The sequence below is a fragment of the Pseudomonas sp. CCI1.1 genome, from assembly GCF_034348165.1.
Lineage (GTDB): Bacteria > Pseudomonadota > Gammaproteobacteria > Pseudomonadales > Pseudomonadaceae > Aquipseudomonas > Aquipseudomonas paracarnis.
The window spans coordinates 1,456,025-1,470,300 of sequence record NZ_CP133780.1 but is presented as its reverse complement, the minus strand read 5'-3'; the positions used below and the strand labels follow the sequence as shown (position 1 = coordinate 1,470,300).

The 14,276-nt window shown below is 61.4% G+C and carries 18 protein-coding genes; 6 read left to right on the top strand and 12 right to left on the bottom strand.

All coding sequences use genetic code 11. The annotated features are described in order from the left end of the window. Positions 1 to 74: 74 nt before the first annotated feature. From RHM69_RS06375 to RHM69_RS06355, 5 genes are all read left to right on the top strand, one after another. Positions 75 to 1,112, top strand: coding sequence for a WD40/YVTN/BNR-like repeat-containing protein (locus RHM69_RS06375; protein WP_032903191.1), 1,038 nt, complete (start codon positions 75 to 77; stop codon positions 1,110 to 1,112). Positions 1,113 to 1,130: 18 nt separating this feature from the next. Further along, positions 1,131 to 3,506: an efflux RND transporter permease subunit gene (locus tag RHM69_RS06370; protein ID WP_032903192.1), complete on the top strand. Its 2,376-nt coding sequence runs from the start codon at positions 1,131 to 1,133 to the stop codon at positions 3,504 to 3,506. Between the two features lie 203 nt (positions 3,507 to 3,709). Further along, complete coding sequence (locus RHM69_RS06365; RefSeq protein ID WP_014718303.1) at positions 3,710 to 3,997, top strand: DUF5629 family protein; 288 nt, start codon at positions 3,710 to 3,712, stop codon at positions 3,995 to 3,997. Further along, the gene (locus tag RHM69_RS06360) at positions 3,987 to 5,159 is read left to right on the top strand and encodes a lactonase family protein (protein WP_200600403.1); all 1,173 of its coding nucleotides are present in this window, start codon (positions 3,987 to 3,989) and stop codon (positions 5,157 to 5,159) included. The genes RHM69_RS06365 and RHM69_RS06360 overlap by 11 nt, the downstream gene beginning before the upstream one ends. A 156-nt stretch (positions 5,160 to 5,315) precedes the next feature. Next, positions 5,316 to 5,495, top strand: coding sequence for a hypothetical protein (locus RHM69_RS06355; protein WP_003190784.1), 180 nt, complete (start codon positions 5,316 to 5,318; stop codon positions 5,493 to 5,495). 110 nt (positions 5,496 to 5,605) lie between these two features. Here RHM69_RS06355 and RHM69_RS06350 read toward each other — a convergent pair whose 3' ends face one another. The 4 genes from RHM69_RS06350 to RHM69_RS06335 form a co-directional block, all read right to left on the bottom strand. After that, the gene (locus RHM69_RS06350) at positions 5,606 to 6,199 is read right to left on the bottom strand and encodes a glutathione S-transferase (RefSeq protein WP_019820206.1); all 594 of its coding nucleotides are present in this window, start codon (positions 6,197 to 6,199) and stop codon (positions 5,606 to 5,608) included. Then, entirely contained in the window at positions 6,196 to 9,834 is a 3,639-nt protein-coding gene (locus RHM69_RS06345) for an AAA family ATPase (RefSeq protein WP_200600401.1), read from the bottom strand. Before RHM69_RS06345 ends, RHM69_RS06350 begins: the two co-directional genes overlap by 4 nt. Next, entirely contained in the window at positions 9,831 to 11,072 is a 1,242-nt protein-coding gene (locus RHM69_RS06340; RefSeq protein WP_200600399.1) for an exonuclease SbcCD subunit D C-terminal domain-containing protein, read from the bottom strand. The genes RHM69_RS06345 and RHM69_RS06340 overlap by 4 nt, the downstream gene beginning before the upstream one ends. Before the next feature lie 168 nt (positions 11,073 to 11,240). Further along, positions 11,241 to 11,492: a DUF6124 family protein gene (locus tag RHM69_RS06335; RefSeq protein ID WP_014718308.1), complete on the bottom strand. Its 252-nt coding sequence runs from the start codon at positions 11,490 to 11,492 to the stop codon at positions 11,241 to 11,243. Between the two features lie 408 nt (positions 11,493 to 11,900). Between RHM69_RS06335 and RHM69_RS06330 the strand changes: the two genes are divergently transcribed. Further along, positions 11,901 to 12,371 (top strand): hypothetical protein, encoded by a 471-nt coding sequence (locus RHM69_RS06330; protein WP_173877528.1) that lies wholly within the window; start codon positions 11,901 to 11,903, stop codon positions 12,369 to 12,371. A gap of 156 nt (positions 12,372 to 12,527) precedes the next feature. On the opposite strand, the gene RHM69_RS06325 is transcribed toward RHM69_RS06330, so the two are convergent. The 8 genes from RHM69_RS06325 to RHM69_RS06290 all read right to left on the bottom strand — a co-directional run bounded on the left by RHM69_RS06325 (position 12,528) and on the right by RHM69_RS06290 (position 14,232). Continuing rightward, on the bottom strand, positions 12,528 to 12,650 hold the full coding sequence (locus tag RHM69_RS06325) for a hypothetical protein (protein WP_020301528.1): 123 nt from the start codon (positions 12,648 to 12,650) through the stop codon (positions 12,528 to 12,530). 103 nt (positions 12,651 to 12,753) lie between these two features. Then, the gene (locus RHM69_RS06320) at positions 12,754 to 12,876 is read right to left on the bottom strand and encodes a hypothetical protein (protein ID WP_020301527.1); all 123 of its coding nucleotides are present in this window, start codon (positions 12,874 to 12,876) and stop codon (positions 12,754 to 12,756) included. A gap of 103 nt (positions 12,877 to 12,979) precedes the next feature. Further along, on the bottom strand, positions 12,980 to 13,102 hold the full coding sequence (locus tag RHM69_RS06315) for a hypothetical protein (RefSeq protein ID WP_020301527.1): 123 nt from the start codon (positions 13,100 to 13,102) through the stop codon (positions 12,980 to 12,982). Between the two features lie 103 nt (positions 13,103 to 13,205). Next, positions 13,206 to 13,328, bottom strand: a complete 123-nt coding sequence (locus RHM69_RS06310; protein ID WP_020301527.1) for a hypothetical protein — start codon at positions 13,326 to 13,328, stop codon at positions 13,206 to 13,208. Positions 13,329 to 13,431: 103 nt separating this feature from the next. Further along, complete coding sequence (locus RHM69_RS06305; protein WP_020301527.1) at positions 13,432 to 13,554, bottom strand: hypothetical protein; 123 nt, start codon at positions 13,552 to 13,554, stop codon at positions 13,432 to 13,434. A 103-nt stretch (positions 13,555 to 13,657) separates the two neighbouring features. Further along, positions 13,658 to 13,780, bottom strand: coding sequence for a hypothetical protein (locus RHM69_RS06300; protein ID WP_020301527.1), 123 nt, complete (start codon positions 13,778 to 13,780; stop codon positions 13,658 to 13,660). Between the two features lie 103 nt (positions 13,781 to 13,883). Then, positions 13,884 to 14,006 carry a hypothetical protein gene (locus tag RHM69_RS06295; protein ID WP_020301527.1) on the bottom strand — a complete coding sequence of 41 codons (123 nt, stop codon included), beginning with the start codon at positions 14,004 to 14,006 and terminating at the stop codon, positions 13,884 to 13,886. A 103-nt stretch (positions 14,007 to 14,109) separates the two neighbouring features. After that, the gene (locus RHM69_RS06290) at positions 14,110 to 14,232 is read right to left on the bottom strand and encodes a hypothetical protein (RefSeq protein ID WP_020301527.1); all 123 of its coding nucleotides are present in this window, start codon (positions 14,230 to 14,232) and stop codon (positions 14,110 to 14,112) included. Positions 14,233 to 14,276: the final 44 nt, after the last annotated feature.

Here is a 14,276-nt window from a genome sequence, read left to right as displayed (position 1 = left end):
CAGGTTTCAAGGTCCTGGAACAGAAGACGACCTAACAATAATAAATGGGAGAAAGGTCTATGAGTGAGCCTGTCATGGGTTGGGTTGTTTGCCGCCCACGCGCCGCACGCAGGGTTGCGTTGCTGGCCACAGCGCTCTCGCTGCTTGCTGGCAGCGCATTGTCGCTGCCGGTTCTGGCTGCCAGCGATACCCCCGCCGCCGCAGTCTTTGCAATTGAATCCCCCAGGGCCGCCAAAGGCTTGATGATCGACGTGGTTCACGCAGGCAAGCGCCTGGTGGCGGTCGGTGATCGTGGGCATATCCTCTATTCCGATGACCAGGGCAACACCTGGACCCAAGCCAAAGTGCCCACTCGGCAACTGCTCACGGCGGTGTTTTTCGTCGATGACCAGCACGGCTGGGCCGTCGGCCATGATGCGCAGATTCTTGCCAGTACCGATGGCGGCGCCACGTGGACCCAGCAATATCAAGACCTCAAGCGCGAAGCACCGTTGCTCGATGTGTGGTTCAACGACGCCAACCACGGCCTGGCCGTGGGCGCCTACGGTGCGCTGATCGAAACCACCGACGGCGGCAAAACCTGGAACGATGTCAGCGAGCGTCTCGACAACGAAGACCAGTACCACCTCAACGCCATCGCCCAGGTCAAGGGCGCCGGCCTGTTTATTGTCGGTGAGCAAGGCAGCATGTTTCGCTCAAGCGACGACGGCCAGACCTGGGAAAAACTCGAAGGCCCCTACGAGGGTTCGCTGTTTGGCGTGATCAGCACCGCACAGCCGCAAACCCTGCTGGCGTATGGGTTGCGCGGCAACCTCTACCGCTCCACCGATTTCGGCAGCACCTGGGAGCAGGTCCAGTTGAACGCGGCGCGTGGCGCGTTGGAGTTTGGCCTGTCGGGGGCGACCTTGCTGGAGGACGGTTCCATTGTTGTGGTCGGCAACGGCGGCAGCGTGGTGGTCAGCCATGACGACGGCCAGACCTTCAGTGTGTTCAATCGCCCGGACCGCATTTCACTCTCAGCGGTCACGGCAGCAGGCAATGGCAATTTGATCCTCGCGGGGCAGGGTGGCGTGCGGGTTGCCACATCGGCCGGCGCAGAGCTCTCAAAATAATAAGAAGGCGGGGATCCAATGAGCAGTCATCACAACGATAAAGCGACCTTTCTTGAGCGTCTGATCTTCAACAATCGCCCGGCGGTGATCGTCATCTGCCTGTTGGTGAGTATCTTCCTGTTCTGGCAGGCGACCTTGATTCGCCCGTCCACCAGCTTTGAAAAGATGATCCCGCTCAAGCACCCCTTCATCGAAAAAATGATGGAGCACCGCAACGATTTGGCCAACCTGGGCAACACCGTGCGTATTTCGGTGGAAGCCAAGGACGGCGACATCTTCACTAAGGAGTACATGGAGACCCTGCGCCAGATCCACGACGAGGTGTTCTACATCTCCGGTGTGGACCGCTCGGGCCTCAAGTCGCTGTGGAGCCCCAGCGTGCGCTGGACCGAGGTGACCGAAGAAGGGTTTGCCGGCGGGGAAGTGATCCCGCAGAGCTACAACGGTTCGCCGCAGAGCCTCGACCAGTTGCGCAATAACGTGCTCAAGTCCGGCCAGGTCGGGCGGCTGGTGGCCAATGACTTCAAGTCGAGCATCGTTGATATCCCGCTGTTGGAGTCCTACCCGGACCCGCAGGACCAGGGCAAGTTGCTGGCCCTGGACTACCGCAAGTTCTCCCATGAACTGGAAGACAAGATCCGCGACAAGTTCGAAACCCAGAACCCCAACGTCAAGATTCATATTGTCGGCTTTGCCAAAAAGGTCGGCGACCTGATCGATGGCCTGGTGATGGTGGTGCTGTTCTTCGGCGTTGCGTTCGTCATCACCCTGATTCTGCTGCTGTGGTTCACCAACTGCCTGCGCAGCACCATCGCGGTGTTGAGCACGACATTGGTGGCGGTGGTCTGGCAACTCGGGCTGATGCACTTCTTCGGTTTCGGACTGGACCCGTATTCAATGCTGGTGCCGTTCCTGATCTTCGCCATTGGCATTTCCCATGGCGTGCAAAAGATCAACGGCATTGCCCTGCAATCCAGCGAGGCAGACAACGCCCTGACCGCTGCGCGGCGCACCTTCCGGCAACTGTTCCTGCCGGGGATGATCGCCATTCTGGCGGATGCGGTGGGCTTCATCACGCTGCTGATCATCGACATCGGCGTGATCCGCGAACTGGCTATTGGCGCGTCCATCGGCGTGGCGGTGATCGTGTTCACTAACCTGATCCTGCTGCCGGTCGCGATTTCCTACGTGGGCATCAGCAAGCGTGCCATCGCCAAGAGCAAGAAAGACGCGAACCGCGAACACAGCTTCTGGCGCCTACTGTCCAAATTTGCCAGCCCGAAAGTCGCGCCGGTGTCGGTGTTCCTCGCCTTGATCGCCTTTGGTGGTGGCCTCTGGTACAGCCAGAACCTGAAGATCGGCGACCTGGACCAAGGCGCACCGGAATTGCGCCCGGATTCGCGCTACAACAAGGACAACAACTTCATCATCAACAATTACTCCACCAGCTCCGACGTGCTGGTGGTGATGGTCAAGACCAAGGCCGAAGGCTGCTCGCGCTATGAAGCCATGGCGCCCATCGACCAGTTGATGTGGAAGATGCAGAACACCGAGGGCGTGCAGTCGGCGATCTCGTTGGTGACCGTGTCCAAGCAAATGATCAAGGGCATGAACGAGGGCAACCTGAAATGGGAAACCCTGTCGCGCAACCCGGATGTGCTGAACAACTCCATCGCCCGTGCCGATGGCTTGTACAACAACAATTGCTCCCTGGCGCCAGTGTTGGTGTTCCTCAACGACCACAAGGCCGAAACCCTCGACCGTGCCGTGCATGCGGTGCAGGACTTCGCGAAGGAAAACAACAAGGACGGCCTGGAATTCATCCTCGCAGCGGGTAATGCCGGGATCGAAGCGGCCACCAACGAGGTGATCAAGGAGTCGGAGCTGATCATCCTGATCCTGGTGTACCTGTGCGTGGCGACCATGTGCATGATCACCTTCCGCTCCTGGGCGGCGACCCTGTGCATCGTGTTGCCGCTGGTGCTGACCTCGGTACTGGGCAACGCACTGATGGCGTTCATGGGCATTGGCGTCAAGGTCGCGACCTTGCCGGTGGTGGCCCTGGGTGTGGGGATTGGCGTGGACTACGGCATCTACATCTACAGCCGCCTGGAAAGCTTCCTGCGCGCCGGCCTGCCGCTACAAGAGGCGTACTACCAGACGCTGAAATCCACCGGCAAGGCCGTGCTGTTTACCGGCCTGTGCCTGGCCATCGGCGTGTGCACCTGGATCTTCTCGGCCATCAAGTTCCAGGCCGACATGGGGTTGATGTTGACCTTCATGTTGCTGTGGAACATGTTCGGCGCGCTGTGGCTGTTGCCGGCGCTGGCGCGATTCCTGATCAAGCCTGAGAAGCTGGCAGGGCAGAAGGGCAACTCGTTGTTCGCGCACTGATCCTGCTCCCAAATGGCGAGATCGGGCTTGTGTGGGAGCGGGCTTGCCTGCGATAGCATCGCCGCGGTGTCACTGATACACCTCGGCATCTGCATCGCGGGCAAGCCCGGCTCCCACACATCGCTCCCACATGGGTGCGGTGTTCAACCTCTAGGCTACAGCCTGGGCTATCATTGCGGCTTTCCCCAAAATGATTGACTGCCATGACTGCCGACACCCTGACTCGCGTCCTTGCTACCAGCGATATGCTGATCATCAATGGGCTGCACGCCTTTGACTTCGAGCTTGATCAGCAACTGCAGATCCAAAGCATGGATGGCCGGGAACTCAAGCGCTGGACCTTCAGTCCAGAACAGTTGGAGGCGGCTACCTTTGACGAGAGCTTGCAAAGCTGGTTGCTGATCAACGACGACGGTGAACACCGTCTGGTCTGCTTGAGCGCCATCCAGGGCGACAACAATAACGACGAGGACGAAGCAGATGATGCGTAAATTCTGGCCCCTGCTGATGGCAGGCAGTGTCGGTGCGATGTCGGTGCAGGCCGCACCGGCCGATATCCATGAACTGTTGGTCGGCAGCTATACGGCCGGCACCAGTGAAGGGATCTACCGCCTGCAATTCGACAGTAGCACCGGGCAGTTCAGCGGCAAGCCGGTGCTGGCGGCGAAAACCGCCAACCCTTCCTGGCTGACGATTTCCAAAGACCAGAAGCAGTTGTTTGTGGTCAATGAAAACGGGCCCGGCCAGGAAGACCCGGTGGGGCGTGTCAGCAGCTATAGCATCGACCCCCAGAACCACCAGTTGACCCTGATCAACCAGGTGCAGAGCCTGGGCAATGAGCCGACCCATTCCAGTGTGGCCGCCGATGGGCGCTACCTGTTCGTCGCCAACTACTCGGTGGTGGAAGACCCGGGTGGCAGCCTCGCGATCCTGCCGGTGGATGCCAGCGGCAAGCTGTCGGCACCGGTGCAGTTGAGCGGGCACCCGGCCAGCCGTGTGAACCCGGAGCGCCAGGCGTCCAATCATGTGCATTCGGTAGTGTCGTCGCCGGACGGCAAGTATGTATTTGTGCAGGACCTGGGGGCGGACAAGGTGTTTGCCTACCGCTACGACCCCAAGGCCAATCATGAGCTGCCACTGACGGCGGCCGCCCCGGCGTCGGTGCAGTTGCCACCGGGCAGCGGCCCGCGTCACTTGCTGTTCAGCGCGGACGGCAAGCACGCCTGGCTGACCACTGAGATGAGCGCCCAGGTAGCCGTGTTCGATTACAACGACGGCAAGCTGACGCAAACCCAGTTGCTCGACTATGCCGCCGGCCAACCGGTGTCCGACAAAGCCGGTGCGGCGTTGCATGCGTCAAACGACGGCAAATTCCTGTACGTGAGCAACCGTGGCACGGCCAATCAGATGCTGGTGTTCAGCATCGACCCGGCCACCGCGCACCTCAAGGAAATCCAGCGCCGCTCTGTCGAAGGCGACCATCCGCGTGAGTTCAGCCTCGACCCTAGCGGCAAATTCCTGCTGATCGCCAACCAGAAAAGCAATGAAATTGTCGTCGTCGAGCGCGACCCCAAGACCGGCCTGCTGGGTAAAACCGTGCAGAAATTGCCGATTGATGCCCCCAGTGACCTCAAGTTCCTGGTGCGTCAATAAGCCACAGGCCCCGCACTGCGGGGCCTGAGCCTTTGTATTAATCGCAGTGATAACGGCTACTGTTTCAAAGCATTTCTAAGGTTCAACCCTCGGGCGTAAGTTGGGTTCCAAGGCCTTCCCAGGCCACCCAACCAAACGCACACAAGGGTTACCGCCATGAATTTCAATCTCTTCTCGATCATTGCTGCTTCTGCTGTTTCCGCCACCGTGGCATTGCCTGCCGCCGCCAGCGTGGAAGTCACCGGCAAAAAATCCAATGTCACGGCCTATACCCAGAAATACCTGCAACAGAGCGCCAATTTCTATGCGGCGCTGGATCACAAGACCCAGCACTGAGCCACGGTCCAATGTGGGAGCTGGCTTGCCTGCGATGCGGACCATTCGGTATAGCTGATGTACCGAGTCGATGCCATCGCAGGCAAGCCAGCTCCCACATTGGATTGGCCTCAGGGTTTTGCCATCACCGCGATAAACAACGGTGAATCCAGAAACCGCTGTAACCAGGCCTGCAAACGCCGATAGGGCGTGCCCGCAAACCACTCCCGATTCACATGGGCAAACTGGCGCACAAACGGCGCCAGCGCTGCATCTGCCAAGCTCAGGTGATCGGCGAGTAGATACTCACGGTCTGCCAGCAAATCTTCCAGCTTGCGCAAGAACACCTCGCCCTCGGCCCGATAGTGTTCCATCGGTTGCTCCGGGTAGCGCTCGGCGTACTTGTATCGATTCAAATGATGTTTGAACACCTGGTCATTTTCTTCAATCAGCGCATACACCGCCGGATCGCCCTGTAGCCGCCAGTTTTCGGGGTCGTGCTGGGCCAGCGCCCACTGCATGATCTCCAGGCTTTCCTCGATCACTCGCCCTTCGACGCTCAACACCGGCACCGTGCCCTTGGGCGACAGTGCGAGCATCTCGGCCGGCTTGGCTTTCAGGCTGACTTCGACGATGCTCACCGCAACGCCGGAATAACGCAGCGCCAGTCGCGCGCGCATTGCATAGGGGCAGCGCCGGAACGAATAAAGCAGCGCTTCGCTCACTTGACCTCCAACGTGCTCAGGCCATTGCCCTGGCGCTGTACCTGGATCTGCACCGGGATGCGTTCATGCATTTCCTGTACGTGGGAGATCACCGCCACCTTGCGACCCTGGGCCTGCAAACCATCCAGAGCGTCCATCGCCAATTGCAAGGACTCCGGATCAAGGCTGCCAAAACCTTCGTCGATAAACAGCGACTCGATCTTCAAGGTGCTCGACGCCATCGAGGCCAGCCCCAACGCCAGTGCCAACGACACCAGGAAGGTTTCGCCACCGGACAGGGAATGCACCGAGCGCAGTTCATCGCCCATCTCTGTGTCCATCACCAGCAGCCCCAGCATGCTGCCGCCGCGTTTAAGCCGGTAGCGGCGCACCAGTTGGCGCAGTTGCACGTTGGCATGGTGCACCAGCAAGTCGAGGTTGTAGGCCTGGGCGATCTTGCGGAAGGTGTCGCCGGTGGCCGAGCCGATCAGCGCATTCAGGCGTGCCCAGCGCTGCCACTGCTCGTAAGCCTTGGCAATCTGTTCGGCCAGGGCCTGGTTGGCATTCTGGCGGCGCTGGTCTTCGGACTGGCGTGCGCGCAGTTCGGCGCAGTGTTTCTCACCCTCAAGCAATTGCTGCTCAAGCGTTGCCAGGGTGGCGGCCAACTGCTCGGCCTCCAGGTTGCCATTGTGCAGGGCCTGGTGTTCGGCCAGGCGCTGTTCGCGCTCGTGCAGCAGAACCTTGGCTTGCTCGACGGCCTTTTCGCTGCTGTGCAGGTGCTGGCGCAACTGCGCGACCTGGGCTTCATCAAGGGCCAACAGGCGTGCCAGGCCCTGATCATCCAGGTCTGGGTGCAGGGCGCGCCATTCGCCGATGCGTGTCGCAAGGGCTTGCTGCTCCGCCTCCAATGCCTGCTGGTGGTGCTGTTGGGCCTTGAGGTCGGCGGCCAGCTGTACCTGGGCCGTGTGCACGGCGTGCAGTTCCTGGTTGGCGTCCGTCTCGCTTTGGCGCGACTGCGTGACGGCTTGCTCCAGCTGCTGTTGCCACTGCTCGGCGCTGGGGTGGTCCCCTAGCAAGGCGCGGAGTTTTTCCTGGACGGCGTGTTGCTGGTCGGCCAGCTCGGCGACTTGCAGATTCAAGGCGTCGAGTCGCTGCTGACGATGCTGTTGGTGAGTGTGTTGTTTCTCGATGGCCTGTTGGCGCTCCTGCTGCTCGGCCTGCTCATCGCGTTGATGGCCCAACTGCTCAAGGCGCTGGCTGACCTGCTGGTCGAGCTGCATGAAGGTCGCCGCAGGCGCGCTGCGCAAGCCTTCCAGCGTTTCGCTGGGCAACAGGCTGGCGAAGGCGCTGATTTCCGCCTCCAGGCGTTCGCGGTCGCCGGCCAGTTGCCGTTGTTGGTCCACCAGCAATTGCCGGGCTTGCTGGCTGGCGTCCTGGGCCGCTTGCAATTGTTGCTGCAAGCGCCCGGCGTTCTGTTGCAGGTTGAGCAGGGCGCCTTGGCGTTGTTCGTCCTGGCTGATGCTTTGGGTCAATTGGGCCAATTGCTGGGCCAGCCAAGGGCTGCGCTTGGCGGCGTCCTGGGCGAGCAGCGAGGCCGACAGTGGGTGGGCTTGCAGGCTCGGTGCCAAACTCTGCTGCTGCATGGCCAACTGTTCCTGTTGTTGCAGGAACTCTTTTTGCTGAGCGATCAGGCCGCCCACTTCACCGCGCAGTTCGGTAAGTTGTTCCTTGAGGCTGTCGACGGCTTTCTGCGCAGCCGCCTCTTCACTTTCATCATGGCGACCCAGGCTCTTTAGCAGAGCCTCGGGCTGGTGATAGGGGTGTTCGTGGCTACCGCACACCGGGCAGGGTTGGTCATCCTGCAACTGCTCGCGTAATTCCTCGACGCTGGCACTGCGGGCCAGGCGTTGGCGCTCAAGCAGTTGCTTGGTCACCGTCAGGGTTTGTTCGGCAACGGTGAGTTCGGCCTTGGTTTGCAGGCCGGTCTGGTTCAGTTGTTCGCGTTTTTGCGCGGCCTCGGCGAGCCTTTGCGTGAGCGCAGAGGCCTGTTGATCCAACTGTTGCTGGCTGTCCCACAAGCGGGCCAGGTCTTCGAAGGCGCGCTGTTGCTTGCGATTGTCTTGCAGCAGGCTGGCCAGTAACTGGATTTGTTCGGCCACCGCGTGCGGTTCGGCACCGGCCTCGTGGTAGAGCAAATCCAGGGCTTCGCGCTGTTGGGTGAACTGTTCAATGGCGGCGCTGGCGCGCTGTTCGAGCTGCCCCAGCTCGGCCTGGCCTTGGTTGAGGCGATTGCCGATCAACACCAACTGTTGCAGGCGGTCACGGTAGGCGTTCCAGGCATCGCTCAGCGGCGCGAGGGCGGCGCTGTGCTCAAGCTCGGTGGCTAGGCGTTGCAGGCGCTCGGTGCCTTGGGCCTGCGTGTGTTGCAAACCGTCGAGCAGGGCCTGGCCTTCGGTGCAGGCGCTTTCGTGCTGGTGTTTTTCCTCGTTGCGCTTGGCCAGTTCGCGGCTCACGTGGGCGAGGGTGTTTTGCTCTTCGATGGCCTGGCGCAGCAGGGGCGCGGCGTCGGCCTGGTGTTTCAGGGCCGCGGCCAGTGCTGCCTGGGCGGCCACTTGCTGGTGTTGCGCCTGTTCCTGGCGGGTGTGCAGGGCGGTTTGTTGCTCGAGGTGCTGGGCAATCTGCGCCGCCAGGGGCGTCAGCAAGGTGGCGAGTTCTGCCTGGCGCAGGAAGTGATGGCGTTGCGGTGCCAACTGCTCCAGAAGGCTCAGGTCCTGGCGTTGCTGACCTTGGTCGGCCCAGGTCTGCTCGTCGCGTTGCAGTTGCTCCACAGCATGCTGATGGCGCTCCTGCCATTCACGCAGCTCCTTGAGCCAGGTGTGCTGCAACTCCAGCTGCTTGAGCTGGGCTTGCTGGCTCTTGAGCTGCTGCTGGGCTTGGGCCAACTGTTGATCCAGCTCGGCGCGGGCTTCGGGGGCCAGGGGCACCACGCCGGTGGCTTGGTCCTGTAGCTGTTTGTGGGCGTCCTTGGCCTCTTTGGCCTTGTCGAACGCACGGCGGCCGAGCTGGGTGTAGAGCGCGGTGTCGGTGAGCTTTTCCAGCAGTTCGCTGCGCTCATTGTCATTGGCCTTGAGGAAGGCGCTGAACTCGCTTTGCGCCAGCAGCACCGCACGGGTGAACTGTTCGAAGTTCAGGCCCAGGGCCAATTCCAGCTGGGTCTTGTATTCGGTTTTCTGGCTGGCCAGCAGTTGGTCGCTGTCCAGGTCGATCAGGCTTTGTCGGCTGTTCTGTAACTTGCCGCTGGCCTTGTCGCGGGCGCGGTTGGCTTCCCAGCGGGCGCGGTAGCGACGGCCACTGACACCGACAAAATCCACCTCGGCATAGCCGCCGCCAGTGCCGCGGCGAATCAGGGTGCGCGGGTCGCCGATGGAAATGTCCGTGTCGGCATCCGGCATTTTGGCCTGGCCGGTATCACCCAGGCGCGGCACCGCGCCAAACAGCGCCAGGCACAACGCATCGAGCAGGGTGCTTTTCCCCGCGCCAGTCGGCCCGGTGATGGCGAACAGGCCAGCACTGGCCAGGGGCTCGGCGGTAAAGTCGATTTCGAACGGGCCCGCCAGGGAGGCGAGGTTTTTCAAGCGGATGGCGAGGATCTTCATGGCTGTTCGCCCTCCTGTTGCACTTCCTGGAGCAGCACGGCGAAGTCCTTCAAGGTCTGTTCATCCACGTCACTGCCGTAGCTGTCCTGCCAGGCGCGGCTGAACAACTCCTGGGGCGTGAGCTGGTCGAGTTCGATCAGTTGCGCATCGTCTGCCTCTGCGCTGCCGCGTGTGCCGGCATAGTCGGCGGCGATCCGCACCAGGCGCACGGCCTTGCCTTGCAACGCGGTTTCGATCTGCTGGCGCAGGTCCGGTTGCGGCTCGTCGAGGCGCACGCGCACTTCCAGCCAAGGGTGGCGCTGGGTTTCGGCGAGCAGGTCGATGTCGGGCAGTTCACCCAGTTGCTTGAGAATATCGGCCAGGGGCGCAGCTTCCAGGCGTTGCAGGTTGACGGAGCGGGGAATCAGGATCGGTTCACAGCCCACCAGCCGTTCGCCCTGGAACGTCACGTCGAGAATCTGGTGCTTGTAGCCGATTTCGGAGAACGACAGGGGGATTGGCGAGCCGCTGTAGCGAATGCGCTCCTCGCCATTGACCTTTTGCGGCTTGTGCAAATGGCCGAGGGCCACATATGCCACGCTTCGGTCGAACAGTGTGGCGGGCAGCGCCTCGGCATTGCCGATGATCAGGCTGCGTTCGGAGTCTTCGGATATCGACCCACCGGCCATGTGCGCATGGCTGATGGCTATCAATGCCTGGCCTTTGTTGCGCTTGGCATTGGCGGCCGCGATCAGCCATTCATGCACTTGGCCGATGCCGCGCAGGTAATCATCGCCCAGCTGTGCGCCGGTGACTTCCGCCGGGCGCAGGAAGGGCAGCGCCAGGCACCAGGCGGCGATCTTGCCTTTGGCATTGGGCAGCGGGATCAGCAGGCGGTCGGCATCCAGTTGCCCGTCATCCAGCCACAGCACTCGGCCCAGGGCATGGGTGCGCAAGCGGCGCATCAGAGGCGCAGGCAGCTCAATGCGCGAACCGGAGTCATGGTTGCCGGCAATCATCACAATGGTCAGTGTCGGCTGTTGTTCGTGGGCGCTGATGATGAAGTCATACAAGCGCTCCTGGGCCTTGAGCGGCGGGTTGACCGTGTCGAAGATATCGCCGGCGATCAACAGCACGTCCGGGCGCTGTGCCTTGAGTTGGCCCAGCAGCCACTCAAGGAAACAGGCGTGTTCGAAGTCGCGTTCCTGGCCGTGGAGGTTTTGGCCCAAGTGCCAGTCGGAGGTATGAAACAGACGCAAGGCGAACTCCGTGGAGAAGATGAAAAGGAGGGGAGTTTACCTGTTCTGCGTACCGGCTGCTCCAGGCGACGCAGATGTGGGAGAGGACTTGCCGTCGATGGTGCTGGGTCAGCCAGCATCCCTGGCACTGAACCACCGCCATCGGGGGCAAGCCCCCTCCCACAGGGGTTATGGGGTGTTAGTGGGGTTGGGTTGCAGGCAATCCAGCGCACGGTCGGCGAGGGTGCGGGCCATGTCGATCAGGTGAGCGGTGGAACAGGCCATGTCGCGCCGGGTGCCTTTGAGGCCCTCGGCGGTTTCGGTGGCGGTGGTGGCGGCGCAACGCAGTAGCGAGGAGATGCTGGCGATAGCGTCTTCGAAACTCAGGTCTTCGTGGGCGACGAAAATCGGAAAGGGTGGGTCGGGGATAAGTTTGTTCATGGATAAAGCTCCTGCTTGGATTGGGAGCCATTCTTTTGCCGATCTCACACGTCAAAAGGTGGCAGCTATGTGCGGGGTGAGATACCGGAAAACAGGACCCGGCCAGACCGAAGTCTGCCCGCACACAGCCGCCATTGACGGTTGTAGCGCAGTGCACCTGCTGATAACGGGATCTCACACCCGATCGCTGATTTGCAGCGACGAAGCGAAGGCTAGCCAGCGAAATGAGCAGGCGCAAGGCCAAAGGATTGTCTAGGAAACGTCCTGCAAATTAAAGGGATATGGATTGCTGGCCTTTAACAATGCATGTCGAGCGGGCGTGACGAACGAAGTGGAACCACAGGGCGAGTGGCGACCACGCACAACGTGGATTTCTCAATCAACCCCTGAATGAATCAGAGGCCCACCATGTCTTTTTCAGTAAACCCACCTTCCACTAGCGCTTTCACCGCTCTACCAGAGCAACTGGATGCTGAAAGTCGCTCAACCCAAGCTAACCATCGTCAGGCACGAAGCACTCAAACCCAGGCCAGCGCCCCGGACCTGCGCCCGTACGCAAGCGTGAGTGACCGGCAACTAATAGGGTTGATCCGCGATCACTTCCGTGAATTCGCCGCAGGGGCGACAGACAGCTATGTGAACTTCAATGAATTGAAAGAGGCCGCCGGCCTGATCGCCACCGACAGGACGTTCTCACCCGAGGCGCACCACGCGGCCAAGGAGCTACTCTCACGCCCTAAACTGCTGCGCAAGCTGGATATCGGCATCAGCTTCTTCGGTGGCCCCGGCAAGGAGGATGGCCGGTTCGATATGGATAACCTGAACTATCTGTACAAGTTCCCCCATCGGGAATGGAAGGTGCCGCGTCGTAATCACTGAGTGCAAGCAGGCGTCCGAGCAGGCGATGCAGATCAACTGTGGGAGCTGGCTTGCCTGCGATGGCGGAGTATCAGCCAGCACATCTGCCGCCTGTTACACCGCCATCGCAGGCAAGCTAGCTCCCACAGGGGTTTTGTGGTGTTGGTTGAGGCTGGGTTACTTGGGGTAGAGCGGCAGCAAGCTGGTGGTGTCGGTGGCCAGGTCTTGCTCGCGTTCGGCCACGGGGATGGCCTTGATCGCTCGCCATTGATCGTTCCCACGCTCTGCGTGGTAATGCATCCCGTGACGCTCTGCGTCACCGTTGCACAGGGCGTAAAACCTGGACGCGGAGCGTCCGGGGCGGCATTCCCACGCAGAGCGTGGGAACGAGCAGGCTCGGGGGTTACTTGGGGTAGAGCGGCGGCAAACTGGTGGTATCAGTGGTCGGGTCTTGTTCGCGTTCGGCAACGGGGATGGCCTTGATCGCTCGCCATTGATCGTTCCCACGCTCTGCGTGGTAATGCATCCCGTGACGCTCTGCGTCACCGCTGCACAGGGCGTAAAACCAGGACGCGGAGCGTCCGGGGCGGCATTCCCACGCAGAGCGTGGGAACGAGCGGGCTCGGGGGTTACTTGGGGTAGAGCGGCGGCAAACTGGTGGTATCAGTGGTCGGGTCTTGTTCGCGTTCGGCCACGGGGATGGCCTTGATCGCTCGCCATTGATCGTTCCCACGCTCTGCGTGGTAATGCATCCCGTGACGCTCTGCGTCACCGTTGCACAGGGCGTAAAACCTGGACGCGGAGCGTCCGGGGCGGCATTCCCACGCAGAGCGTGGGAACGAGCAGGCTCGGGGGTTACTTGGGGTAGAGCGGCGGCAAACTGGTGGTATCAGTGGTCGGGTCTTGTTCGCGTTCGGCAACGGGGATGGCCTTGATCGCTCGCCATTGATCGTTCCCACGCTCTGCGTGGTAATGCATCCCGTGACGCTCTGCGTCACCGCTGCACAGGGCGTAAAACCAGGACGCGGAGCGTCCGGGGCGGCATTCCCACGCAGAGCGTGGGAACGAGCGGGCTCGGGGGTTACTTGGGGTAGAGCGGCGGCAAACTGGTGGTATCAGTGGTCGGGTCTTGTTCGCGTTCGGCCACGGGGATGGCCTTGATCGCTCGCCATTGATCGTTCCCACGCTCTGCGTGGTAATGCATCCCGTGACGCTCTGCGTCACCGTTGCACAGGGCGTAAAACCTGGACGCGGAGCGTCCGGGGCGGCATTCCCACGCAGAGCGTGGGAACGAGCAGGCTCGGGGGTTACTTGGGGTAGAGCGGCGGCAAACTGGTGGTATCAGTGGTCGGGTCTTGTTCGCGTTCGGCAACGGGGATGGCCTTGATCGCTCGCCATTGATCGTTCCCACGCTCTGCGTGGTAATGCATCCCGTGACGCTCTGCGTCACCGCTGCACAGGGCGTAAAACCAGGACGCGGAGCGTCCGGGGCGGCATTCCCACGCAGAGCGGGGGAACGAGCAGGCTCGGGGGTTACTTGGGGTAGAGCGGCGGCAAACTGGTGGTATCAGTGGTCGGGTCTTGTTCGCGTTCGGCCACGGGGATGGCCTTGATCGCTCGCCATTGATCGTTCCCACGCTCTGCGTGGTAATGCATCCCGTGACGCTCTGCGTCACCGTTGCACAGGGCGTAAAACCTGGACGCGGAGCGTCCGGGGCGGCATTCCCACGCAGAGCGGGGGAACGAGCAGGCTCGGGGGTTACTTGGGGTAGAGCGGCGGCAAGCTGGTGGTATCAGTGGTCGGGTCTTGTTCGCGTTCGGCAACGGGGATGGCCTTGATCGCTCGCCATTGATCGTTCCCACGCTCTGCGTGGTAATGCATCCCGTGACGCTCTGCGTCACCGTTGCACAGGGCGTAAAACCTGG

What these genes read in the sequence shown, in the direction of transcription:
- RHM69_RS06375 (WP_032903191.1), top strand. Translation starts at nt 75, where the DNA reads ATGGGTTGGGTTGTTTGCCGCCCACGCGCCGCACGCAGGGTTGCGTTG.
- RHM69_RS06370 (WP_032903192.1), top strand. Translation starts at nt 1,131, where the DNA reads ATGAGCAGTCATCACAACGATAAAGCGACCTTTCTTGAGCGTCTGATC.
- RHM69_RS06365 (WP_014718303.1), top strand. Translation starts at nt 3,710, where the DNA reads ATGACTGCCGACACCCTGACTCGCGTCCTTGCTACCAGCGATATGCTG.
- RHM69_RS06360 (WP_200600403.1), top strand. Translation starts at nt 3,987, where the DNA reads ATGATGCGTAAATTCTGGCCCCTGCTGATGGCAGGCAGTGTCGGTGCG.
- RHM69_RS06355 (WP_003190784.1), top strand. Translation starts at nt 5,316, where the DNA reads ATGAATTTCAATCTCTTCTCGATCATTGCTGCTTCTGCTGTTTCCGCC.
- RHM69_RS06345 (WP_200600401.1), bottom strand. Translation starts at nt 9,834, where the DNA reads ATGAAGATCCTCGCCATCCGCTTGAAAAACCTCGCCTCCCTGGCGGGC.
- RHM69_RS06335 (WP_014718308.1), bottom strand. Translation starts at nt 11,492, where the DNA reads ATGAACAAACTTATCCCCGACCCACCCTTTCCGATTTTCGTCGCCCAC.
- RHM69_RS06330 (WP_173877528.1), top strand. Translation starts at nt 11,901, where the DNA reads ATGTCTTTTTCAGTAAACCCACCTTCCACTAGCGCTTTCACCGCTCTA.
- RHM69_RS06325 (WP_020301528.1), bottom strand. Translation starts at nt 12,650, where the DNA reads ATGCATTACCACGCAGAGCGTGGGAACGATCAATGGCGAGCGATCAAG.
- RHM69_RS06320 (WP_020301527.1), bottom strand. Translation starts at nt 12,876, where the DNA reads ATGCATTACCACGCAGAGCGTGGGAACGATCAATGGCGAGCGATCAAG.
- RHM69_RS06315 (WP_020301527.1), bottom strand. Translation starts at nt 13,102, where the DNA reads ATGCATTACCACGCAGAGCGTGGGAACGATCAATGGCGAGCGATCAAG.
- RHM69_RS06310 (WP_020301527.1), bottom strand. Translation starts at nt 13,328, where the DNA reads ATGCATTACCACGCAGAGCGTGGGAACGATCAATGGCGAGCGATCAAG.
- RHM69_RS06305 (WP_020301527.1), bottom strand. Translation starts at nt 13,554, where the DNA reads ATGCATTACCACGCAGAGCGTGGGAACGATCAATGGCGAGCGATCAAG.
- RHM69_RS06300 (WP_020301527.1), bottom strand. Translation starts at nt 13,780, where the DNA reads ATGCATTACCACGCAGAGCGTGGGAACGATCAATGGCGAGCGATCAAG.
- RHM69_RS06295 (WP_020301527.1), bottom strand. Translation starts at nt 14,006, where the DNA reads ATGCATTACCACGCAGAGCGTGGGAACGATCAATGGCGAGCGATCAAG.
- RHM69_RS06290 (WP_020301527.1), bottom strand. Translation starts at nt 14,232, where the DNA reads ATGCATTACCACGCAGAGCGTGGGAACGATCAATGGCGAGCGATCAAG.